Source organism: Apilactobacillus kunkeei (assembly GCF_005930975.1).
In the GTDB taxonomy this organism is placed as follows: domain Bacteria; phylum Bacillota; class Bacilli; order Lactobacillales; family Lactobacillaceae; genus Apilactobacillus; species Apilactobacillus kunkeei_E.
In genome coordinates this window covers 108,252-131,552 of the sequence record NZ_VBSE01000042.1, presented here as the reverse complement: position 1 = coordinate 131,552, position 23,301 = coordinate 108,252, and the positions used below count along the sequence as shown (strand labels likewise).

The following is a 23,301-nucleotide window of genomic DNA, read 5'->3' as shown; positions in this document are numbered from 1 at the left end:
TAATTGGGATGAAAAGAGTATTAAGTCATTTTCAATGCTATTTAATGGATTTAGTCCTAATAATGCACAGCCCTTAATTCAAATAATTATGTTAATTGTTTTTATGTTTTTATTTCTATTATTTTTGGGATTATTAACTCAAACTATAAATTTATTATTTAAAAACAAGGCTACACCTACTTTTATAAATATCTTTTTAATAATATTACAAGGTAAGGTGTCGTCCATCCCGGGATTTAATACAAACTTTATAAAATATTTTCCAATTAGTCATTTTTTATTGTATTCAGATCAAACAATTAATTTCACGGAGACAAGCAATTTCAATATCATTGTTTTTTATAACATAATTTATTGGATTATATGCATTTTCATAATTACTTTTATTTTAGAAAAAATATATAAACATAAGCAATTTAATTAGAAAAGGATAGGTTGGGTTATGAGTAGTATAGAAGTTAAAGATTTAAATTTTTCTTTTAAGAATCAAACAATTTTTAAGGATTTATCATTAAATACCGAAAGCGGAACAATCACTGGAATTATTGGTCCAAACGGTGTTGGTAAAAGTGTCCTGTTCAAAATAATAGCTGGACTGATAACTCCGCAAACTGGATTAGTTAAGGTCAACGGACAAGAAATTAACCAAAATGGATTCCCTGATGATTTTGGTGCATTAATTGAGGAACCTGGTTTTGTAGATAGGTTATCTGGATATGACAATTTAAAAATACTATCTAGTATAAAGAATTTAATCAATAAAGATGATATTAAAAGCACTTTAAAGTTAGTTGGACTATGGGGAAAGCATAATCAAAAAGTAAAAAATTATTCACTAGGTATGAAGAAAAAATTAGGCATTGCTCAAGCAATCATGGAAAAACCAAAAGTCATTATATTAGATGAGCCAATGAATGCCTTAGATGAAGACAGTGTACAAAATATTAGGACTGTTCTAAAAAAACTGGCAACTGAAAATAATGTAAGTATATTAATTGCTAGTCATAATATGGACGACATTAATTTATTATGCGATAAAATTTATAAAATAAATAACTATAAGGTCAATGAAGTTCAAAAAAGCAATAATGAATAATTGATACCATAGAAAACAATGTGACTAACTAAAAAAAAGACCTTCAACGAGGTCTTTTTTTAATACAATTTTATGATTGCTACGGCGATTAACATCACAACTAAACCAATATATTTCATAATACCAACTGTTTTTTTCGGTGAATTCAGCAATCCATATTTATCAACCATTACACTACCAAATAAGTTACCCAATAGGACTAAAACAACGGTAGTTCCCGCTCCAATTTGAGGACTTAAGAATGCGTTTGATAAAACGAAGATGGCACCCAAGACACCGCCGAGCCAAATCCACCAAGGATTGCCTTTTCCGATAGCGTCTTTGGCATGAACATAAGAACGATCAACTAGTCCAGTAATCACAAACAATATAATAGTACCAACTAAAAATGATATAAATGCAGCATGAATTGGTGAACCAATAACAACTCCTAAATGTCCGTTAACCGGAGCTTGAGAAGCTTGAAACATCCCAGCAACAATTCCTAATATCTGCCATGGTAGTTGTTTGGCCTTATCAGTATCATCACTGCCCTTCTTATCTAATACAACCATCAAAATACCAATGACTAATAGAACAACTCCGATTAATCTAACAATGGTAAATGCATGGTGAGTGGCATCAAACAATGAAAAGTTATCAATAATCATTCCCATGATAATTTGACCGGTAATTGGCATAATCACCGTTTGCACCGCTCCTAGGTAAGGAAAAATTAAAACGTTAGTGGTTAAACCGATGACACCAAACAATCCACCTAACCAAATCCACGCTGGTTGGCTAGTAAATAAGTAACTAGAAAAGAATAACGATTGACCGCTTAATAGTGTCGCAAAAAGCAACGCAATAGTTCCAATCGTAAAGGATAGCATTGAAGCCAAAAATGGTGAGCCACCGGCTCGATTCTTCAAGTTCGTATTAACTGAAGTCTGAATGGGTAAGACCAATCCAGCTAAAATCCCTAGCCCGTATAACATCAAAATACCCCCTTAATTATGTACAATAAAACCTCCCGGTACGGGAGGTTTTTAGTTTATATATTATTATTACATGTAAAACCTAATTCGTCAGAATAAAAGCTTATTCTTGTGTTGCTAGCCCCTTTAATGCAGGAATAGTCATCATTGTGATGAAACTAATTAGATATAGTACTGATAACATTGCCATAATTACTAGTAATGAATGGCTTTCCATCAATAAACCAATAATTGCTGGTGAGAATCCACCAATAGCACGTCCAAATCCCATGATGAAATTGTTTGCGGTAGAACGAACTTCAGTTGGGTATAAACGACTAATGATAGCACCATATCCACCATACATCCCGTTTGAGAAGAAACCTAATACTGTTGACGCTAGTAATAATGTGAACCCATTGAATGAGAAGGTAATTCCATATACCGCTACAGAAGCAACTAGTAAGAATAAACCAAAAGCCTTTCTAGGACCAATCTTATCTAAGATGGTACCAAAAGTTAACATTCCTGCACTCATACCAATGATGGTAACAATCGTCCATAGTGATGAACCGGCAACACTTAAACCTAGCTTCTTTTGCATGATTGAAGGTAACCAGTTAATTAGTCCATAGTATCCAGCAATTTGCACAATTACCATCACGATTAATGCCATAGTTTGGTAAGCCAATCTTGGTGTGGCAAATAATTTCTTTACAGAAACCTTAGGACGTTTGCCAGTTTCCATTGTATCGATGAAATCTTGGCTTTCGGTTAGGTTCTTTCTGATGATGAAGGCAAAGAAGATTGGAATAATTCCAATTAGGAAAAGTGAACGCCAACCAAAAGCTGGAATCATGATTGCTGCTAACACCGCTGCCATCATTGATCCAATTTGACCACCAATTGTGGTGATTGACACTGACTTCCCTAATTGCTTTTTCTTAAATGATTCAGCCACCATAGCAACACCTGAACCATATTCACCCCCGGCACCTAAGCCGACACAAAAACGTAAAATTGCAAAAGTAATAAAATTCTGGGCAAACATAATCCCGGCAGTTGAGATGGCGAAAATGAAGATGGTGTAAGTCAAGATACGTACTCGACCAAATCGGTCAGCTAAAAGACCAAATAAAATACCACCCAACAACGATCCAAAAGTAGTAACTGTTGAAAGCATTCCAGCAGCTGCGGTACTAATGTGTAAACCGATAATGATTGAAGACATTGCAAAAGAGATAAATGATATATCCATGCTCTCTAGCATTTGTCCAATCGATGTCGATGCTAAAACCCATTTTTGGGTCTTAGTCGTTGAAGTGTGGTCTTGCGTGTTTTCCATTATTCAATTCCTCCAAAATGAACGCTCGCTGTCGTTCCTTATTTTTTTGAAATACCTGTTCCAAGTATTTTATAAAACTATACTCTTTAATTTTTTCTAATGCAAGTTTCATTTTTTGGTTGCTTTATTCTGGGAAAAGCGTATATTGTAATCAACATATGATTTTAAATTAGTCCAGAGAGGCTAGTAAATCGACGAACGGAATAAATGGACCCTAATTTGTCGTATAGTCTCTAAGGCTATGCGACTTTTTTGTTGGAGGGAAACGTATGAAACCAGTATTCATTGCACTAGATTTTATCGATGCACCCACTGCTTTAAAATTTTTAGAGCCATTTAAGGACGTCAAACCATTGGCGGTAAAAGTTGGAATGGAGCTATTCTACCGTGAGGGATCAAGTATTATCAAACAGCTTAGAAAGCAAAATATCGATGTGTTTTTAGACCTAAAACTACACGATATTCCACATACCGTACAACAAGCTTCCAAACAAATCGGACAATTGGATGTTCAATTCACGACGGTTCATTCATTAGGTGGAAGCGAAATGATTAAAGCTGCCAGATTCGGCTTAGACGAAGGCGCCAAACAAGCAGGAGTCAATGCACCACAACTACTTGCAGTGACGCAACTAACATCGACATCAGAAGAACAACTACACGATGAAGAATTAGTCCCCGTTTCAATGGCAGAATCAGTATCCCATTTAGCTAAAATTGTCAGTCAAAATGGCGCCGATGGTGTCATCTCATCTGCACTGGAAAATGAGCTAATCCATCAAGCAGTCTCCGATGATTTTAAGTGTATCAATCCTGGCATTCGCCTTCCTAGGAATAATGTCGATGATCAAAAAAGAGTCGTAACTCCACAAAAAGCTTCAGAGCTACGAACTAGCGGTATCGTCGTGGGAAGAAGTATCACCCAATCTAATGACCCGGTTCAAACATATAAAAACATCTACAACGCCGTTAATGGAGGAATCAAATAATGAATACTAATCAACTAATCGCTTCAGATCTTTTAAAAATTAATGCCGTGACCTTATCACCAAATGAACCTTTCACTTGGGCATCTGGTATCAAAGCACCAATTTACACTGACAATAGAATTACCATCAGCTTCCCAGAAGTCCGCACCCATATCGCAGATGGCCTATCAGAATTAATTCGCAACAAATTTCCAGAAGTAAAAGTAATCGGTGGCGTCGCTACTGCCGGAATTCCCCATGCTGCAATCGTTGCTGATAAGATGGATTTACCAATGATTTATGTGCGTTCCAAACCCAAGGATCACGGACGTGGAAAACAAATGGAGGGAAGAATTAACCAGCAAGATCCAATTGTTTTAATTGACGACTTACTTTCGACAGGAAAAAGCGTTTTAAACGCTGCGCAAGCACTAAAAAAAGAAGGATACAACGTAATTGGTGTCGTTGCCATCTTCTCTTATGAACTTCCTGACAGTACTAAAAATTTCGCTGAATCTGGCATCAGCTTTGATACTTTAACCAACTATTCTACAATTATTGAGCAAGCAAAAGCAGAAAAAAGTATTTCAGACGATGAATTAGTGGTTCTACGTAAATGGCGTGATGATCCATGGAATTGGATGTAAATAAAAAATCCCACATATTGTGGGATTTTTTTATTTGATTTCCGGCCAATCACGATGGTTATAAGCCATGTCCCAAAATAAATATTCATACATTGTTGTATTTTTAAAAATTTCGGTCAATTCTTTTAGCTCTTCATCAGATTTGCCTGTCGTAATTTCGTCCAACAGATTAATTGTCCAATTGGTTAAATCAGTATAGTCATTGTCGCTGTACATCTCAACCCAATTAGCATATAGCGGATGGTTTGAAGCTGGAGTATCAACTAATAAATGGCCGATTTGATTGTAACTCCACATACATGGAAGCAATGCTACTAAAACTTTATCTAATCCACCGCTTTTTCCAACAGATAGCATGTAATTAGTATAGCTTAAGGTTACCGGCGTTGGATGAGCGTTCTCAAGCTCATCTTCTTTAATGCCGAATTCTTTAGCATAACTTCTGTGCAGACTCATTTCGGTATTTAATGTTTCACTTAGTAACTCAGCAAACTTTCCTTCAACAGATAAATCAGTCGCCTTGATTGCTCCTAATGCAAATAGTTTAGCGTAATCGACTAAGTAAATATAATCTTGAATCATATAAAACTTAAATTTCTCAACATCAAGGGTCCCTTCTGATAATTCTTGAACAAATGGATGATGATGGTTAGCCTCCCATATAGGTTTTAGTTCTGCTACTAAACGTTGACTAAATTTCATATTTATAACTCCTTTTTGGTGTTCAACCATTCATACATGAACTTCACTAACACCTTGGTGTATTTTAATAAGTCTTGAATATCAACCGATTCATCAACAGAGTGAGCCTCTTCAATGGTTCCCGGGCCATAAATTGCAGCTGGGATATTAGCGTGACCAAACCAACCACCATCAGTAACACTCGGTGATACATCAACAATTGGTTCCTTATCAGAAACGAGTTGATGGGCATCTTTTAAAATAGAAATCGGCTGTGATTTCGTATCTAAATCAAGTGCCGGGAAAATTTCACCGCGGTCTTCAACCATTGATTTTCCGCCCCATTTATAAATTGGCATATGATTTTTTAACCATACATCTGCCATTGCGACATGATTAATATGATCCTCTACTTCTTTGATAACTTCCTGATAATCTTCATCTGGATAGAAGTGAACAGTCACCCATAAACGACATTCATCGGCAATGAACGCTGCATTTCTGCCTCCTTCAATCACAGCTGGATTAATGGTGTCTGAGCCAGCAGCAACACCTGGGTAACTTTTGTTAACAGACCAATCACGTTCCAATTCATTTAAACCGGTAATGATTTTAGTCATCTTTTCAATAGCACTAGCGCCCTTCAAATGACCGCCCGCATTCATCATTTGTCGTCTAATCGCATCATGAAAAGTTTGATCACTTTTAACCGTAATCCAACCAGTAATCACACCACCTTGCCCTTGAATATGAAAATCACTTATGTCACCGACAATCGCAAAATCAGACTTGTGACCGTGTTTTATGGCATCCCATGTACCAGCTTCGCCACTTTCTTCACCAATAACAGATTCAAATTTTAGTTCACCTGGTAAATAGATGTTAGCCTCATTTAACACCTTAATTGCCATTAACATTGAGGCAATGGCCCCCTTCATATCGGCAACTCCGCGGCCAAATGCCTTTCCTTGTTTTACTACCATTTCAAAGGGATTAGTTTGCCACTTCTCATCTTCTTGAATGGATGCAACATCCATATGACCATTCAAAATTAAACTATGATATTGATTACTTTCAACTGTTTTCTTAGTTCCAACTACAATTGAATCATGTTCGTATAAATCCCATTGATCAATATCAAAACCGTTTGATTCCAAAAAATTTACTATGTATGCTTGCGCATCGTCAGAGTTTCTACCAGGTGGTGCTGGTGTTGGAAAAGCAATCAATTTACTTAAAATTTCTAATAACTCCTCTTGATTGTTATCGATTCCATTAATTAATGATGCAATATCTTGTTCCATGAACAATATCTCCTTATTCGTCACCACAAGAAAAAGGGATTCTTCGATAGAAGAATCCCTTGTAATTGGTCCACTTATTATGTATGTACCGATTTTCAAGTCAACTTCCTTTCGCTGGTACTAACCAGATTCAAGTTCAAAGGGTCAAATTAATTCTCAGCTACATAGCTCCCCTAGTGACGTTAATTTATTAACTTATTAGTAAGTATAGATTAAAGATATTCCGAAATCAAATTAAAAAAGATTCCATCTAGATGGAATCTCTTGGTTAACTTTAAAGAATCGGCGAGAACAAACGACTGAATACTTGTTTGAATTTCAACCAACGTGATTGTTTTTCAAAGTCCGCATAAGTCATCAATTTACTGCTTCTAATGTCGTTAAAATAGATTGAATGTAATTGTTCAGCCAAACCTTCATCGTAGATAAATGCGTTAATTTCGAAGTTGAGTTTGAAACTTCTAAAATCCATGTTGGCAGAACCAACTGACGCAATCTTACCATCGACTAAAACAGTCTTAGCATGAATGAACCCATTTTCATAGAAGTAAATCTTGACGCCATATTTTGATAATTGTTTTGCATAATATTGAGTTGCTCGATATACAAATGGGTGATCTGGCATACATGGGACCATGATTCTGATATCAACACCTGACATTGCAGCTGTTCTGATAGCATCCAATGCACTATCGTCAGGAATCAAATATGGTGATTGAATCCAACAATAGTTCTTAGCATTTTGAATCATCTTGATGTAGCCTAATTTGATTTGTTGTAAATCGGAGTTAGGACCACTTGATACCACTTGGATATTAGTAGAACCTTCTTGGTATACCTTGGGAAAATAAAATCCCTTAGTTTGTTCAACATCAATCTTGTGTTCCATATCTGTAACATTCCAGTCCAAAATAAATTGGGCTTGTAAGTGGTGAACCGCTGATCCAGCAATTCTTAAATGAGTATCTCGCCAGTTACCAAACTTCTTCTTACGACCAAGGTATTGGTCACCAATGTTAAATCCACCAATATATCCGTATTTACCATCAATAACTACAATCTTTCTGTGATCTCTAAAGTTCAAACGGAAATCCATTACGGCTGAGTGTGTGTGTAAGAAAGGTTCTACGAATCCTCCAGCTTCACGTAATGGATCAAAGAAATGGTGCTTGTTTCCCATTGAACCCCAGCTATCGTAAATAACGTGAATTTTAACGCCTTGTTTAGCTTTTTTTACCAATTCATTCAAAACACGATGCCCAATCTGATCATCATAGAAAGTGTAAAATTCGATATTAATTGAACTCTTAGCGTGTTGGATATCTGAAATCATGCAATCAAATAAGTGATTACCATCGGTGAAAACTTTTACGTGATTTCTTCTTGATAAATCAGTAACATCTGATGTCTTAAATAACTTTACCAGTGTTCTGTAGGAATAGGATACCTCATCTGCCCTAATCTTTTCGGGATTGTTATGTATTTTGCTTTGTTCTTTTAGGATGTCATACATCAATTTATTGTCTTTATATTGAAAACGGAATAAACGCTTTTTGGGTAGTTTTCTTCCGACGAATGCATAAATCATAAACCCTATGACAGGTAGGAATGACAGAACTAATAACCATGCCCATGTTGCAGCAATATCACGCTCTTCTCTAAATACTGTAATCAATGCCAAAATTTCGTTAACTAAAACAATGAAATATAGGATGTTTAAAAGCATAATTATTCCCCCTTCTTTTCAGCTTAATATAGCATAATTATAGCACAATATATTTCGCTTTTAGCTCATCATGATATACTATAAACATATAAATCTAAGGAGGTTAGACTATGACGTCGACAATCGAGCTTAGAAATACCCTAACTTTGGATTATGAAGTGGGGCCATTCATCTCGCTAATTGTTTCATTTAACGAAATTAGTAACAAAAATGATTATTTAAATTTAATCGAAACTGTTAAAGCAGAATTCATTCAAAAACACGACGAAAATATCTGGCCAAGATACGAAAGAAAATTAAGAAGATTCAACTTTGAACGCGCAAAACACATTGGAAATGGTTCTGGTGTTGCACTATATGTCAGCTTTAAAGCCATCCATTCATTTGACTTAACTCAACCAGTTAAGACTAAAATCTCAATCGATGACACTATGAACGTGGCTCAATTAATCAAGGAAATCGAAAGCCAACTTCACTACCGCGTTTTAATCCTACGCGATAACGATTTTAAGCTACTAAGAGTTGATAATGGTCAATTTAACATCTTAAACCTTGTTAATAAACCAATTCCTGTTCTTGTAAATAACGACAAAAACAAGTATTTCATGTTGGTTAAAGAATATCTAAGCGATTTATTTGATGATGACGACTACCTACAAACTGTAGTTGTTGCCAACGAAGAAAACCGTAAGTTATTTAACGAATTAGCTGATCAAAAGACATTTGCCAAAGATATTGTAAGCAACGTTGATATGGACAATCTTGATTCTGATAAGATTTCTGAAATGATTGATGATTTGAATCAACAATTTTTTGATAAATTAGCTAATGACAGTAAAATTAAATACGAAAAAGCTAGTGATCATGGCTTAGTTGCAACAGATTTACGTGATATTATTTCAAACGCACTATCAGGTAAAATCGATACTTTATACATTAGCGAAGAAAGTTATAACAAGACTTTAAATGATTTAGCAATCACTACCATTGGTTTCGCAGGAAACGTTCTACTACTTCCAAAAAGCAAGATGCCAATGAATTTGAATTATGCTGCAATAACATTGAAGTTTTAATTCAAACAAAAAAGGACCTAGAATTCTAGGTCTTTTTTGTTTGGTTATTTTACATAGCCATGTGAGAAGTCCCAACTACCAAATGGGTTAAATTTTACACCTTTAACGTTATTCTTTAATGCAACTGGGTTAGATGTTTGGTAGAAAGGTACCGCACCTAATTCTTTATTTACTAACTTACCTGCTTTAACTAAATCATCCCATCTCTTAGATTGGTTGTTAGCGTCAACCGTGTTTGACTTATTGATGTAGTTATCAAACTCAGCATTTTGCCACTTACTAAAGTTGATTGAACTGTTTGATGTTCTGATACTCAAAGCTGAGATTGGATCAGCATATCCTGGGTCCCACCCGGTTACTACTAGATCAAAGTTACCGCTAAATAATCTTGAGATTCTTTGTTGACGAGGAAGATTAACATTACTTACTTTCAATCCTGGTAATTTTTGGAACTCTGATTGCAAGTATTCTGTTGTTGCCTTAGCAACATCAGTATCATCATATGTTAAGGTTAGGTTCAAAGATTTCTTGCCTACTTCTTTTAGTCCTTCTTTCCATAGTTTCTTGGCTTTGTCTAAATTGTATTCAGCAGTTCCTTTTACATAAGATGATTCAGCATAGTCCTTACCCTTGTAGTTAGCTAGACCATCAGCAACAAATCCCTTGGTTGGGTTTGAGCCATCCCCTAATACATCGGTTACATAGTCTTTTCTATTAATTGCTAAAGATAGTGCCTCTCTTAGTTTTAAGTTCTTAAATTCAGGATCTTTTTGTTCATTCAGTTCTAAATAGTTTGAATACATAGTTTTATACGTATGTAATTCTTTAGAACCCTTGAAGTTCTTTACTTGTTGTTTTCCAGAAAGTGAAAGCTCGTCCAATGAACCGGTTTGATATTCATTTAGTCCGGTTTGTTGGTCCTTTACAACCTTCATGTTTACCTTATTTAAACGAACAGTTGAGGCATCGTAATAATTTTTATTTTTTGCTAGTGTCCAAAAATCATTGGTTCCTGTCCATCCAGTAACAGTAAATGGCCCATTGTATACTTGTGTACTGCTTGAAGTACCGTATTTATTGCCATACTTAACAGCGACTTTTTTATCTTGAGGTAAGAAGGCTGAGTTAGTTAAAAGACTCTTAAAGTATGATTGTGGTGATGATAATTTAACAACGAAAGTATATTTATTTGGTGCACTAACACCTAATTTATCAGGACTTAGTTTACCTGTGCTAACTTCTTTATAGTTAAGTAAGTGATCCATTAGATATGAGTCTTGAGAAGCAGTCTTTGGATTAACCGTTCTTTGGAATCCATAGACGAAATCTGCGGCAGTAACAGGGTCACCATTGCTCCATTTTGATTTTCTTAAATCAAATGTATATGTCTTTCCATCCTTTGATACTTTCATGCTCTTAGCCACACCATATTCATATTTGTTGGATGATGGACTAAAGAATAGTCCTCTATCAACATTGTTTAGTGTTGTAGAACTGATAATATCAACACATTTTGACGGATCCAAAGTAATTAAATTCGCGTTTTGCATCCAGTTTAATGATTGAGTTTTAGCACCTTTTGATTGGGATGATGAATCACCACACGCTGTAAGTGATAATGTAACTGTTGCTAAAAATGGTAGTAGTAATAATCTTGATTTTTTCATATTTGAATCCCCCCTAGTAAACCTTTTGTCCAAGTTTATATACGGATTTATCAGCCTGTTGAACAGCTTTAACGTCTGCCAATGGATTATTTTTTAATACTAAGAAATCAGCATACTTTCCGGATTCCAATGTTCCATAATCATCCAAATGCATTAGTTCAGCTGAATGTCTTGAAGTAGATAATGCTTCAAAATTAGTGAATCCTTCTTTTTCAACCATCAATTGAAATTCTACCGGCGTCTTAGAAAAATCATTATAAGGGGTTCCGGCGTCCGTACCTAAGGTAACCTTCACACCGCTTTCCTTAGCATGACGAACATTTTTGTAGATGTCATTTAATGCGTTCAAAAGTTTATTTAGTTCCCACTTTGGTAATGTATCCTTACCATATTCAGCAATGCACCATGCTGAAACTAGTGTAGGTGTTAGGTAGGTATTATGTTCTTTCATCAATGCGATTTCTTCATCGTTAACATAAAAACCATGTTCCACTGAATCAACTCCCGCTTTGATAGCGTTCATGATTCCAGGATTGCCTTCGGCATGAGCCGCAACTACAGCATGCTTATTGTGGCTTTCGTACACGGCAACCTTTAGTTCTTCTAATGTTAATTGAGCTTCATCCATGTAGTCTCCTGGTGACATCACACCACCGGTAGCCATAACCTTGGTACATTGGGCACCATTTTTAAAATTATTTCTAACTGCTTTTCTCATTTCGTCTGGAGAATCGACGGTGACTCCACTATGAGGTGCATCACCATGTCCACCAGTCATAGTCAAAGCTCGACCAGATGCCATCATTTCAGGTACTTTAAACAATTTATTAGTTCTTTGTAGTTTAGCTAATGTTGCATCTAAACCATAAAGGCTACCGCATTCTCTTACATATGTAACACCTGATTTAAGCAACAATCTTAGACTGTTAATCGCACGCACAGTTGCGGTAGTTTGATCAACGTCAGGATTACCATCGGGTGTATTAGAGTCTAAAGTGATGTGGGTATGACAATTTACCAATCCTGGCATTACAAATTGCCCTTTTAAATCAACTTGTTTGTCACTGTATTGTTTTGTAGTGTCTTCACCGAATGCTAAAAGCTTCCCGGTATCTTCATCGACTAACATTGATGTATCTTTGTAAATATTATCTTCAAATCCGTTAAATAAATTGAAGTTTGTATATAGCGTTTTACTCATGGTTAAATCCTCCTAAAGTTAACACCTCAAGGGATAAATCATAGATAGCAACTGCAGTTTTCTTAAAACTATGTATGTTTACCGCCTTATATTGGCGTTATTGTAAAAATTTATACTAGTTACGATTCGCATTTAAAATGCCACTAATGTCTGATTTCATTTCCATCACCTCCTTAAATTAAGCAAATAAAAAAGCGCCCTTTTATTTCGCATACACGAAATAAAAGGGCGCTTACGCGCGGTACCACCTTTTTGTTATACCGATTCAAAATTAATTTTATAAAGATAAACGATATATCTCAAACAAACCCGTTGATTTGCAGATTCTGTAATGGGAATTCCCAGCCGAGACTACTTTATTTGCCTGGCAGCTCATAGATGATTTTCATTTCAAACATTGTTAATCCCTTTCACCAAACGGAATCTCTCTTAAAACGTGGTCAGAAATTACTCTTTCTATTCTTCGCTTTTATATTTATCTTTAATCGTATTCTAATCTTTTTATAATAATTGTCAAACTAAAAGTCTAATTTTTCGTAAATATTTATATATTTTTGCAATTACTTACCCTTATGTGAGATACTATCATAGGTGTTATATGAATTTTTTAGGTAACTCCGATTTAATGACATTATATAATGAAAAAACTACACACGTTTTTAGATGTTTATACTAAAATAGTCTAAACACATTATCTGAATTAGGAGAGGATTTTTTAACAATGTCAGACATACAACTAAGACCTATTATTAACCAATGGGCACAAGACTTTAGCGATGAAATCGTTGATTTACACTACGTTAAAGGACAATTATCAGATTCACAATTTGATAACTTTATGAAACAAGTTAAGGCATTAGACCTATTAACTAATACCGAAGCTTACAAGATTATTTACGATGCAGCTAAAAACGACTTGGAACTAAACCATATCGATGATTTAGCAAACCGTACCAATCAACTACAACGTTTGATTGAAATCACTGGTGAATACAGCGATCAACCAAAATATGTTTTATTTGCAAACATGTTTGAAAATGCTGGTGTATCAACTGATGATACTTTCGCCCGTCTAACATATGCAGAACTTGCATTACAAGATTTTGAATAAAAAACAAATAAGAGCGCCTAATATAGGCGCTCTTTTTATTTTTTAATCCACGGATTGTCCGCTCCACCACTAATACAGGCAAAGAAAATCGATTTATCATCACTAGATAATTCCTTTACAACATCGTGAATTGTTTGAGTATCAATTGCAGAAATATGATAATAATTACCGTCTTTTTGAATATCATATTCTGGTAATTTAGATTTTAAATCCTCACTAGTTCTAACAACGTAATTTTTTTGTTTGGTAGTATTATCCAAAGAAATTTCTTCGGTAAAATCGCGTTTTAAGTGCACATTATTGGCCTTTAAATCTAGAATATCTTGCACTAATGCGTGGGCAGTTGGAAATTCACCCGCCCCTTGTCCATTAAAGGTTAACTTTCCGATTGTCGTTCCACGTAAACCGACGAAATTGTAGTTGTCATGAATTCCGGATTCAATTTGTCCGGGAGTATATAAAGTTGGTTCCACCACAAAGTTAAAACTGTTGTTTTTCTTGAAACTACGACCTAGTAATTTGACTATTAAATTGTGTTTTTTGAAGTACTTAATATCTTCATCAGTAATGTTTCTAATTCCAAATTTTAATAGGTGGTCGCCTGGTTTAACAAAGGTGTTATATGCAATATCCACACTAATACATAATTTGTTTTCGATGTCGTATCCATCGATATCCGCACTCGGATCGGCTTCTGCATAGCCTAGGTCTTGGGCATCTTTTAGTACCTTGTCGAAACTTTGACCAGTCTTAGTCATAGTATCCAAAATATAGTTACTAGTTCCATTCAAAATTCCGTGAATCGAATCAATTTGGTCGATGCGAAGTGCTCTTTCCAAATTAATAATCCAAGGAATTCCCCCTCCAACGGCTGATTCAAAGTAGAACTTTACACCATTTTCTTCAGCGATTTCATCAAATTCCTTCAAGTTTCTCGCCACGACCGCTTTGTTTGCTGTCACAACGTTCTTACCATGTCTTAATGCATCGACGATCATTGTCTTAGCGGGTTCTATCCCACCTAGTACTTCCACGACTACATCGACTTCTTCATCATTTAAAATCGTTGAGTAATCATCCACAAATAATTCGTTTTGATCAACTTTTTCCGGACGAACAAATACGTATTTTACTGATAAGTCTTTTTCAAATGGATGCAAAGCGCTGTCTTGAATAATCTTTACGACTCCATTTCCGACGGTACCGTGACCTAAGATTGCAATTTTCATAGTGCAAGCCTCCTTTTTATACTTTGGCTTTATTATATCTTATTTCGCGGATTGTACCGTTTTTAATTTTTGGCCTTAGCAAATGCTTGCTCTAAATCTGAAATTAAGTCCTCTGGATCTTCTAATCCGACTGATAAACGAACTAGTCTAGGAGTAATGCCAACCTTATTACGTTCTTCGACCGGCAATTCAGCATGAGTCATGTAGTATGGAAGTTCAATTAGACTCTCGACGGAACCTAAACTGACTGCTAACCAGATTAATTGGGGACTGTTAACAAATGCCTTCGGATCAATGTTATCGTTTAGTTCAAAAGTGATTACACCACCGTATCCCTTTAATTCGGTTTCAGCAATTTTATCGGTTTCATCACCAGCACGACCAGGATAGTAAATGTGTTTGATTTCGTCAGTTTTAGAATCTAAATATTGCAAAACTTTTTGTGCGTTTTGAATGTGTCTGTCCAAACGAACTGATAATGTCTTAATTCCACGAATCACCAACATGCAGTCCTCTGGAGCTAAGATTCCACCAACTGCGTTTTGACAAAAATACAATTTATCAGCTACTTCTTCATTGTTGGTAACAACAAGTCCAGCAATTACATCGGAATGTCCGCCAAGGTACTTAGTAGCTGAATGGATGACAATGTCTGCACCCAAATTCAATGCTTGTTGTAGGTATGGGGTTAAAAATGTGTTATCAACGATGGTGAAAATGCCATGCTTATGGGCAATTTCAGCAATATGTTTCACACTGGTAACCTTCATGAATGGATTGTCGATAGTTTCAAAGTAAATCGCCTTAGTATTAGGCTTAATCGCACTTTCGACATCAGATAAATCTTGTGTATCAACTTGGGTAAATTCAATATTCAATTTTTTTAAATAATCATTAATCAAACGGAAAGTTCCGCCATAGATATTCTTACTAACAACAATGTGATCACCTGGTCTAAATAAAGTGAAAACAGCGTGAATGGCGGCGCTTCCTGATGCATAAGCAAAACCGTGTTTTGCATCTTCCAAACAAGCAATTTGATCTTCTAAGTACTCTCTTGTGGGGTTCAAAGAACGAGAATAGTCATATTTATTTTCCCCATCAATATCTTTAAAGGCATATGTAGTGGATTGGTATAAAGGAACATTCACTGCGCCTGTACAGTTATCATGAAGATTATTTAGCCCTTTTCCATAAACTAATTTAGTGTTAAAACCTGTCATAATCAATCATCCTTTCAAAATTTAGAAATTAAAAAATCCCGCAGTCTAAACAAGACTACGGGACGTCGGTGCGTGTTACCACCCTGAATTTAAGCAGCCATTACTGACTACTACTCAACAAGTACGTTAATCATAGAGGTCGGATGATTAAGATACTCTGACGCGGTAACGGGCGCACCCGAATTAGACTTACCAAAGATCGCCTAGTTACTGTAATCAAAGACCATTTTCGGATTCTCCACCACACCGAATTTCACCATTCATCGGCTCTCTTGTTGAGGCTTATAAATCTTACTCATCTCTGCAAAGTTTTTTGGTTTTTTTGATTGACTCGAAGTTTACTCGTTATAATTTGTTTGTCAAACTAGATTTTTTAATTTTTGATACAAAAAACACGCCTAAAAGATAGTATATAAACTTTTTAAAAATTATTTCCACTAATCTTTTTCTAATAAAATTTTAATTTAACTGTTGACATTAGAAAAAACTAGGATTATCATTCAAAACAACTTAAACATTTAAGACGTTGAAGAGAAGAGTAACTCAAAACAATCGGTTCAAAGTGAGCATCGGATAGTGAAAAGGTGCAATTGATTGAGAGTTACAGATGAGCTCTGAGTCATGATCGATAGTGCAAGCTAGAAATCCGGTAGGAACCGATACCTTCCCAGACATGTTAGTGTCGTTGAGGCTTTATTAGCAATAATAAAGCGAAGTTGGGTGGTACCGCGGAAGCTTTCGTCCCATGTATTTAGTTATACATGGATCGAAAGCTTTTTTTGTTACCAAAATTTAGGAGGAATGTTTTATGAGTACAGATAAATTTGAAACTTTACAGATTCACGCAGGTCAACATATTGACGAAACTGGCGCCAGTGCAGTACCAATCTATCAAACCAGTTCATATATCTTTAAAGATGCTGCTCAAGCTGCTGGTCGTTTTGCTTTAACTGATCCAGGTAACATTTACACTCGTTTAACCAATCCAACCACTGATGTTTTCGAAAAACGTGTTGCTGCTCTGGAAAATGGTACTAGTGCTGTTGCTTTAGCATCAGGTGCAGCTGCAATTCACGCCGCAATCACTAACATTGCTGGTCAAGGCGATGAAATTGTTTCAGCCGGAACATTATACGGAGGAACATACAATTTATTCAATGCAACATTACCTAAGTTAGGTATTACCACTCACTTCGTAGATTCTGATGAACCAAAAAATTTTGAAAAAGAAATTAACGAACATACTAAGGCCTTATATCTAGAAACAATTGGTAATCCCGATATCAACCTAAGTGATATTGAAGCAATCGCAGACATCGCTCATAAACATAACCTATTATTAATCGTCGACAACACATTCGCATCCCCTTACCTATACCGTCCGTTGGATCACGGAGCAGACGTTGTCGTTGAATCAGCCACTAAGTTCATCGGTGGTCACGGTACCACAATGGGCGGAATTATCGTTGAAAACGGTAAGTTCGACTATCAAACAAGCGGTCGCTATCCTGGTTTCACAACTCCTGATACCCACTATAACGGATTAGTATTTGCAGAATTAAAGCCCGGTGCATTCACCACCAAGGTAAGAGCCGAAATTCTTCGTGATACCGGTGGTGCGATTAGTCCATTCAACTCATTCCTATTAATTCAAAGTCTAGAAACGTTGTCATTGAGAGTATCCAGACACGTTGAAAACACTCGTAAGGTCATTGAATTCTTATCTAACAACGATAAAGTCGCTTGGATTAAATACCCTGAACTACCATCCAGCAAGTACTATGAACAAGCCAAAAAGAGTTTCCCAAAGGGTGTCGGATCAATTTTCACCATTGGTCTAACAGGTGGCGAAGAAGCTGGTAAGAAGTTAATCGAAAATTTAAATCTATTCTCACTACTAGCCAACGTTGGTGACGCCAAATCATTAATTATTCATCCCGCTTCAACAACTCACGCTCAACTAAATGAGGAGGAATTAAAAGAAGCTGGTATCACACCTGACTTGATCAGAATTTCAATTGGAATTGAAAATGCTGATGACATTATTGATGATCTAAAACAAGCTTTCGCAAAAATTTAAAGGAGGTAAAGCCTATGGGTTGTATAAACATCCTATCTGGCTATTCACAAAATAGTCATCAAAAAATTGATGATGCTCTAAGTATTTTGGTGCTAAACCTAATGCCCAATCGGCTCGAGACTGAACACCAAATTATTGATTTACTTAAACAAACCGATTTAAACATTAATTTAACCTTCTGTCGTATGGCCAGCCATCATATAAAACATTTCAATCCAGAAATAATCGAAAAATACGTTACAACTAAAGATGTTTTTGAAGATCACTTTGACGCTTTAATCGTGACCGGAGCCCCACTAGATAGAAAGAATTTCCATGACGTTGATTACTGGAATGAATTCGTTGAATTTATCAAATGGCGTAAAAAACATGTCGACACATGCTTATTCAGCTGTTGGGCCGCGTGGGCTGCCGGGACAATCGATGGCATTCTAACCGGAAAACAGTTGGACCAAAAGATTTACGGGGTCTATACAACCGATGGTATTACAATGCCTCAATCACGTTATTTCATGATTCCACGAAATGACGTCAAAGCTAAAGTTTTAGCAGGAAACGACTCCATCGGAGCAACATTGATTTTCGATTCAAGCACTAATTCATACTACGTTACTGGTCATCTTGAATACGGGACGAAAACTTTAGCTGATGAGTATTTCCGCGATGTCAAAAAAGGTTTGGATACCAAAAAACCAAACAATTACTTTGATAGTCAGAATCACCCCGTCAATTCATGGCATACAGATGCCACCACCTTTTATATCAATTGGTTAAACCAATTTACATCATCTAAATAAATAGATATTGAGCAGATAAGTAAGTTTTTTCAAACGTTTACAGAGAGCTTTGATTACGCTGAGACGAAGCACGCAAGGAAACTGAAAATGGTCTAGGAATTATCTATCATCGTAAGTCTTTGACAAACGATGTTCGGGTACGCCCGTTATCGCGTAAAAGTATTTCTTACGAAGTACTTATTGAGTGTAATGCAGCGATGTATTACAAAATCAGGGTGGTAACACGAAGATTTCGTCCCGTAGTCTACATAGACTGCGGGATTTTTTATTCACCCACTAAAAATTTTTATTTACCTGAGGAGGTAACATTATGAGTACAAGTATTATTGGATTCCCAAGAATTGGAGAAAACCGCGAATTAAAACGTGCTACAGAAAAATATTGGAAAAAAGAAATTGATCAAGAAGAACTATTAAAAATTTCCGATGAACTAAAAGAAAAGAATTGGAAAATTCAAGAAGACGCTAAATTAGGGCTAATCAGTGCCGGTGACTTCTCATTTTTTGACAACGTTTTAGACGCTGCGACTTTATTAAACATCACCCCTAAACGTTATGCTGATTTAGGACTAAATCAATTAGACGAATACTTTGCCCAAGCCCGTGGTTACCAAGATGATAATCATTCAGTTAAGGCTCTACCAATGAAAAAATGGTACAACACCAACTACCACTACATCGTCCCAGAAATTGATGACGATACAGAAATCAAACTAGTAGAAACTAGATTTTTCGATGATATTAAAAAGGCTGTGGCAACACACAATAACGTCAAAGCTTCCTTGATTGGCCCATTTACCATTCTTAAGTTAAGCCGTTACATTGGGAAAAAATCAGCCCGCGACTTTATCGAACCAATCGTTGAAACATACAAAGATATTTTTAATCGTTTAAACAAAATCGATATTAAATGGCTACAAATCGACGAACCATCGTTAGTATTTGATCTAAGTTCTGAAGACAAAAAATTATTCGATGATCTATACACCCGTATCTTAGCTACCCCCCACGATTTTAAAATTAATCTTCAAACATACTTTGGTGATGTTCGTGATATCTATGAAGATTTAAATAAATTACCATTTGATGGACTGGGTTTAGACTTCTTAGAAGGAAAACAAACTGTTGATTTAATCAAAAAATACGGTTTTGACGACAACAAAGTATTATTTGCTGGAGTCGTTAATGGTAAAAACATCTGGCGTAACGAATACAAGAAAACCATTGAACTGCTAAAGAGTCTACCTGTTAAAAACATTGTAATATCAACTTCTTGTTCACTACTACATGTTCCATACACAGTCGATAACGAAACCGAATTAGACCAAGAACTAAAGCAACACTTAGCTTTTGCATACCAAAAACTAGACGAACTACATGACTTAAATGAAATCTTTTTTAATGGCAACACCGAACTATTGGATGAAAATGAAGCATTATTCAAAAACGTTAATCATCCCAAAGATCCAGAGGTTACTAAACGAATCAATAACCTATCAGATGATGATTACACTAGATTACCAAATCGTTCTGAACGTGAATTAATTCAAAAGGAAGAATTCAAATTGCCAGATTTACCAACTACTACTATTGGTTCGTTCCCTCAAACAAAAGACGTTAGAAAAAATCGTTCGCTATACAAGCATCATGAAATCGATAAAAAACAATATGACCAATTTAACAAAGACAAAATTAAACGAATCATTAAATGGCAAGAAGATGCCGGTTTTGATGTTTTAGTCCATGGTGAATATGAACGAAATGACATGGTGGAATACTTTGGTGAAAACCTAGAAGGATTCGCATTCACTAAAAAAGCTTGGGTTCAATCATACGGTACTCGTGCTGTCAAACCACCAATTATTTGGGGTGACGTTAGCCGTAGAAACCCAATTACAGTGGCTGCTTCTACCTACGCTCAAAGTTTAACTGACAAACCAGTTAAGGGAATGCTTACAGGTCCCGTTACTATCTTCAACTGGTCATTCCCACGTGAAGACATTCCGGCAAAAGAATCAGTAACACAAATTGCCTTAGCAATCCAAGACGAAGTATTAGATCTTGAAAAACACGGCATCAAGATTATTCAAATCGATGAAGCCGCACTACGTGAAAAGCTTCCACTACGTAAGAGTGATTGGTACAAAGAATACCTAGACTGGGCAATACCAGCATTCAAATTAGTGCATAGCAAAGTTCAGCCAACTACTCAAATTCATACACATATGTGCTATAGCGAATTTAATGACATCATTAAGGCCATCGATAACATGGATGCTGATGTTATTTCATTCGAAGCATCACGTTCTGATCTATCAATCATCGATAAATTAAAAGCAAATAACTTCGAAACCGAAGTCGGCCCTGGAGTTTATGACATTCATTCTCCACGTGTCCCTAGTCAAGCTGAAATTTATAGCGTTATCAGCGACATCCTAGATAAACTTCACGAAAGTAAAGTTTGGATCAATCCGGACTGTGGTCTAAAGACCCGTGGTGAATCAGAATCATTCGCTAGTCTCAAGAACTTCATCGCCGCTGTTCAACAAAAACGCGGAGAGTTGGGATAATATGAGTCTGAAAGATACATTTAAGAACAAAACGGTGTTCTCACTTGAGGTTTATCCTCCTAAAACACCGGAAGGTACCAAAAAATTAGTGAATGCCTTGACCGGAATTAAGCGAATTAAACCAGATTTTATTTCAATCACCTTAGGTGCTGGCGGATCACAAAATAATAACGCTTTGGAATTATCTAGCATGATTCAAAACGATTTAAACATCCCTGCCATGGCTCACATTCCAGGTATCTATCGTTCCAAAAAAGAAGTCGCTGATTTCTTAAAAGAATTAAGGAAACATAATATTAATAACGTATTAGCCCTTCGTGGAGACATTAATCCAAATGAAAATCCAGTTGGCGATTTTAATCATGCTTCTGAATTAGCTGCATTTATTAAGTCACAAGGTGATTTTGATATCTCCGGTGCTTGTTATCCTCAGAAGCATCCTGAATCAATTGATTTAGTAGATGACACTCTTCATTTGAAAGAAAAAGTAAATAATGGTGTCGGTCATTTAATCACTCAAATGGTATTTGATAATCAAGCATTCTATGACTTTCGTCAACGTTTGAAATTAGCTGGAATTAAAGTCCCTGTTGAAGTCGGTATTATGCCCTGTACCAACTTCAATCAAATTAAACACATTACAGAATTGTCAGGACTAGAAATGCCAAGAAAGTTCGTCGACATCATGAATAAATATGCCAACAACAAAGAGGCAATGCGAGATTCAGGAATCGCCTATGCGGTTGATCAAATCGTTGATTTAGTTGCCAATGGAGTTGATGGCATTCATCTATACACCATGAATAACACCTACGTTGCTAAAAAGATTTGGGAGGCAACCCACTCATTATTTGAAGCCACAAACTATCAATTACAACACCCATTTCTATCTGGAAGTGAAAAGCAATAAAAAAGAGAGTGAACAGTTATGTTCACTCTCTTTTTAAATACGCAGATTCTGCAATAATAACATTTAAATAAAATGAATAAATGGACGACCGCCAGCGACGATTAATCCAATTACAATCACTAAAGCAAAAACCAAGATTAAGCTCATCACCAATCCAACGGTTAAAGACTTCTTAGTCTTTTGAGCATAAGCCACTTCAATCAAACCAATTAAGAAAATGGCTGATAAAACCTTCAAAATCGTGAACATGGCATCACGTTCAAAGGCTTTACTAAATAATACAATTCCCGTCACGATGAATACTAGATAAGATACTCTAGTGGCCATCATGTAAGGTTTAAAATTCTTCTTTTTACATAGTGCAGTAATCACCAAAGCAATTAGTAATACCGCAAAAATTAAATGAATCCATAAAAACATGGTTTCATACTCCCCCGTTTATTTTTCTTTGTGTTCATAATCTTGATCAATTTCAGATTCATCAACAAACAAAGTTCCATCAGGGTTACGTAATGGTGTTAATGTACTTCCATATCCACCGTATTCAACACCTGTTCTTTGGTCGATATAAATGGATACTCCTGTAAATGATTCTTCTACTAGTTTAAAACGTTTAGACAATTGATTTCCTCCTCGGATTAATTCAAAATGTGTCATGTTTAGCTTTATTGTACAAAATAAAATGATAATAATCAAAAAGACCAACATTTATGTTGGT

At 35.9% G+C, this 23,301-nt stretch carries 20 protein-coding genes, 1 riboswitch and 2 other annotated features; of the genes, 9 read left to right on the top strand and 11 right to left on the bottom strand.

Translation table 11 applies throughout. From position 1 onward, the window contains the following. The first annotated feature begins 442 nt into the window (after positions 1–442). Entirely contained in the window at positions 443–1,096 is a 654-nt protein-coding gene (locus FD688_RS05870; RefSeq protein WP_138742196.1) for an ABC transporter ATP-binding protein, read from the top strand. Between the two features lie 59 nt (positions 1,097–1,155). Here the strand turns inward: FD688_RS05870 and FD688_RS05865 are convergent, their stop codons facing one another. Both FD688_RS05865 and FD688_RS05860 read right to left on the bottom strand, forming a co-directional pair. Next, a complete protein-coding gene (locus tag FD688_RS05865; RefSeq protein ID WP_225426115.1) occupies positions 1,156–2,073 on the bottom strand; it encodes a DMT family transporter in 918 nt (305 codons plus the stop codon). A 103-nt stretch (positions 2,074–2,176) separates the two neighbouring features. Continuing rightward, complete coding sequence (locus FD688_RS05860) at positions 2,177–3,397, bottom strand: MFS transporter (RefSeq protein WP_138742194.1); 1,221 nt, start codon at positions 3,395–3,397, stop codon at positions 2,177–2,179. Positions 3,398–3,666: 269 nt separating this feature from the next. On the opposite strand from FD688_RS05860, the gene pyrF reads away from it, so the two are divergent. Continuing rightward, positions 3,667–4,386: an orotidine-5'-phosphate decarboxylase gene (pyrF, locus tag FD688_RS05855; protein WP_138742193.1), complete on the top strand. Its 720-nt coding sequence runs from the start codon at positions 3,667–3,669 to the stop codon at positions 4,384–4,386. Next, positions 4,386–5,012 carry an orotate phosphoribosyltransferase gene (gene pyrE / locus FD688_RS05850; RefSeq protein WP_138742192.1) on the top strand — a complete coding sequence of 209 codons (627 nt, stop codon included), beginning with the start codon at positions 4,386–4,388 and terminating at the stop codon, positions 5,010–5,012. Before pyrF ends, pyrE begins: the two co-directional genes overlap by 1 nt. A gap of 30 nt (positions 5,013–5,042) precedes the next feature. Here pyrE and tenA read toward each other — a convergent pair whose 3' ends face one another. The 3 genes from tenA to cls all read right to left on the bottom strand — a co-directional run bounded on the left by tenA (position 5,043) and on the right by cls (position 8,723). Then, the gene (gene tenA / locus FD688_RS05845; protein ID WP_138742191.1) at positions 5,043–5,714 is read right to left on the bottom strand and encodes a thiaminase II; all 672 of its coding nucleotides are present in this window, start codon (positions 5,712–5,714) and stop codon (positions 5,043–5,045) included. Between the two features lie 2 nt (positions 5,715–5,716). Continuing rightward, positions 5,717–6,997 carry an acetylornithine deacetylase gene (locus FD688_RS05840; RefSeq protein ID WP_138742190.1) on the bottom strand — a complete coding sequence of 427 codons (1,281 nt, stop codon included), beginning with the start codon at positions 6,995–6,997 and terminating at the stop codon, positions 5,717–5,719. Between the two features lie 89 nt (positions 6,998–7,086). After that, positions 7,087–7,182, bottom strand: a riboswitch (TPP riboswitch). Between the two features lie 89 nt (positions 7,183–7,271). Continuing rightward, positions 7,272–8,723, bottom strand: a complete 1,452-nt coding sequence (gene cls, locus FD688_RS05835) for a cardiolipin synthase (RefSeq protein ID WP_138742189.1) — start codon at positions 8,721–8,723, stop codon at positions 7,272–7,274. A gap of 110 nt (positions 8,724–8,833) precedes the next feature. Here cls and FD688_RS05830 point away from each other — a divergent pair, with 110 nt between their 5' ends. Continuing rightward, complete coding sequence (locus tag FD688_RS05830; RefSeq protein ID WP_138742188.1) at positions 8,834–9,796, top strand: hypothetical protein; 963 nt, start codon at positions 8,834–8,836, stop codon at positions 9,794–9,796. Positions 9,797–9,840: 44 nt separating this feature from the next. Here FD688_RS05830 and FD688_RS05825 read toward each other — a convergent pair whose 3' ends face one another. Together FD688_RS05825 and FD688_RS05820 are read right to left on the bottom strand one after the other, a co-directional pair. Then, entirely contained in the window at positions 9,841–11,463 is a 1,623-nt protein-coding gene (locus tag FD688_RS05825) for a peptide ABC transporter substrate-binding protein (RefSeq protein ID WP_138742187.1), read from the bottom strand. 13 nt (positions 11,464–11,476) lie between these two features. Further along, positions 11,477–12,664: a metal-dependent hydrolase family protein gene (locus FD688_RS05820; protein ID WP_138742186.1), complete on the bottom strand. Its 1,188-nt coding sequence runs from the start codon at positions 12,662–12,664 to the stop codon at positions 11,477–11,479. 221 nt (positions 12,665–12,885) lie between these two features. Continuing rightward, positions 12,886–13,137 (bottom strand) — a binding site (T-box leader). Between the two features lie 248 nt (positions 13,138–13,385). On the opposite strand from FD688_RS05820, the gene FD688_RS05815 reads away from it, so the two are divergent. Continuing rightward, positions 13,386–13,775 (top strand): hypothetical protein, encoded by a 390-nt coding sequence (locus FD688_RS05815; RefSeq protein WP_138742185.1) that lies wholly within the window; start codon positions 13,386–13,388, stop codon positions 13,773–13,775. Positions 13,776–13,810: 35 nt separating this feature from the next. Here FD688_RS05815 and FD688_RS05810 read toward each other — a convergent pair whose 3' ends face one another. Both FD688_RS05810 and FD688_RS05805 read right to left on the bottom strand, forming a co-directional pair. Beyond that, positions 13,811–15,004 carry a homoserine dehydrogenase gene (locus FD688_RS05810; RefSeq protein ID WP_138742184.1) on the bottom strand — a complete coding sequence of 398 codons (1,194 nt, stop codon included), beginning with the start codon at positions 15,002–15,004 and terminating at the stop codon, positions 13,811–13,813. Between the two features lie 62 nt (positions 15,005–15,066). Next, on the bottom strand, positions 15,067–16,227 hold the full coding sequence (locus FD688_RS05805; protein ID WP_138742183.1) for a trans-sulfuration enzyme family protein: 1,161 nt from the start codon (positions 16,225–16,227) through the stop codon (positions 15,067–15,069). A gap of 808 nt (positions 16,228–17,035) precedes the next feature. Here FD688_RS05805 and FD688_RS05800 point away from each other — a divergent pair. The 4 genes from FD688_RS05800 to metF all read left to right on the top strand — a co-directional run bounded on the left by FD688_RS05800 (position 17,036) and on the right by metF (position 22,583). After that, a complete protein-coding gene (locus tag FD688_RS05800; protein WP_138742182.1) occupies positions 17,036–18,307 on the top strand; it encodes an O-acetylhomoserine aminocarboxypropyltransferase/cysteine synthase family protein in 1,272 nt (423 codons plus the stop codon). A gap of 14 nt (positions 18,308–18,321) precedes the next feature. Then, complete coding sequence (locus FD688_RS05795; protein ID WP_138742181.1) at positions 18,322–19,104, top strand: homoserine O-acetyltransferase/O-succinyltransferase family protein; 783 nt, start codon at positions 18,322–18,324, stop codon at positions 19,102–19,104. After that, positions 19,103–19,347 (top strand) — a binding site (T-box leader). (Overlaps the previous gene by 2 nt.) A gap of 67 nt (positions 19,348–19,414) precedes the next feature. Then, complete coding sequence (gene metE, locus FD688_RS05790; protein WP_138742180.1) at positions 19,415–21,673, top strand: 5-methyltetrahydropteroyltriglutamate--homocysteine S-methyltransferase; 2,259 nt, start codon at positions 19,415–19,417, stop codon at positions 21,671–21,673. Position 21,674: 1 nt separating this feature from the next. Continuing rightward, positions 21,675–22,583, top strand: a complete 909-nt coding sequence (gene metF, locus FD688_RS05785) for a methylenetetrahydrofolate reductase [NAD(P)H] (protein ID WP_138742179.1) — start codon at positions 21,675–21,677, stop codon at positions 22,581–22,583. A 63-nt stretch (positions 22,584–22,646) separates the two neighbouring features. Here the strand turns inward: metF and FD688_RS05780 are convergent, their stop codons facing one another. Both FD688_RS05780 and FD688_RS05775 read right to left on the bottom strand, forming a co-directional pair. Beyond that, a complete protein-coding gene (locus FD688_RS05780; RefSeq protein WP_138742178.1) occupies positions 22,647–23,003 on the bottom strand; it encodes a YisL family protein in 357 nt (118 codons plus the stop codon). An 18-nt stretch (positions 23,004–23,021) separates the two neighbouring features. Then, positions 23,022–23,204: a DUF6440 family protein gene (locus FD688_RS05775; RefSeq protein ID WP_034530593.1), complete on the bottom strand. Its 183-nt coding sequence runs from the start codon at positions 23,202–23,204 to the stop codon at positions 23,022–23,024. Positions 23,205–23,301 lie beyond the last annotated feature (97 nt).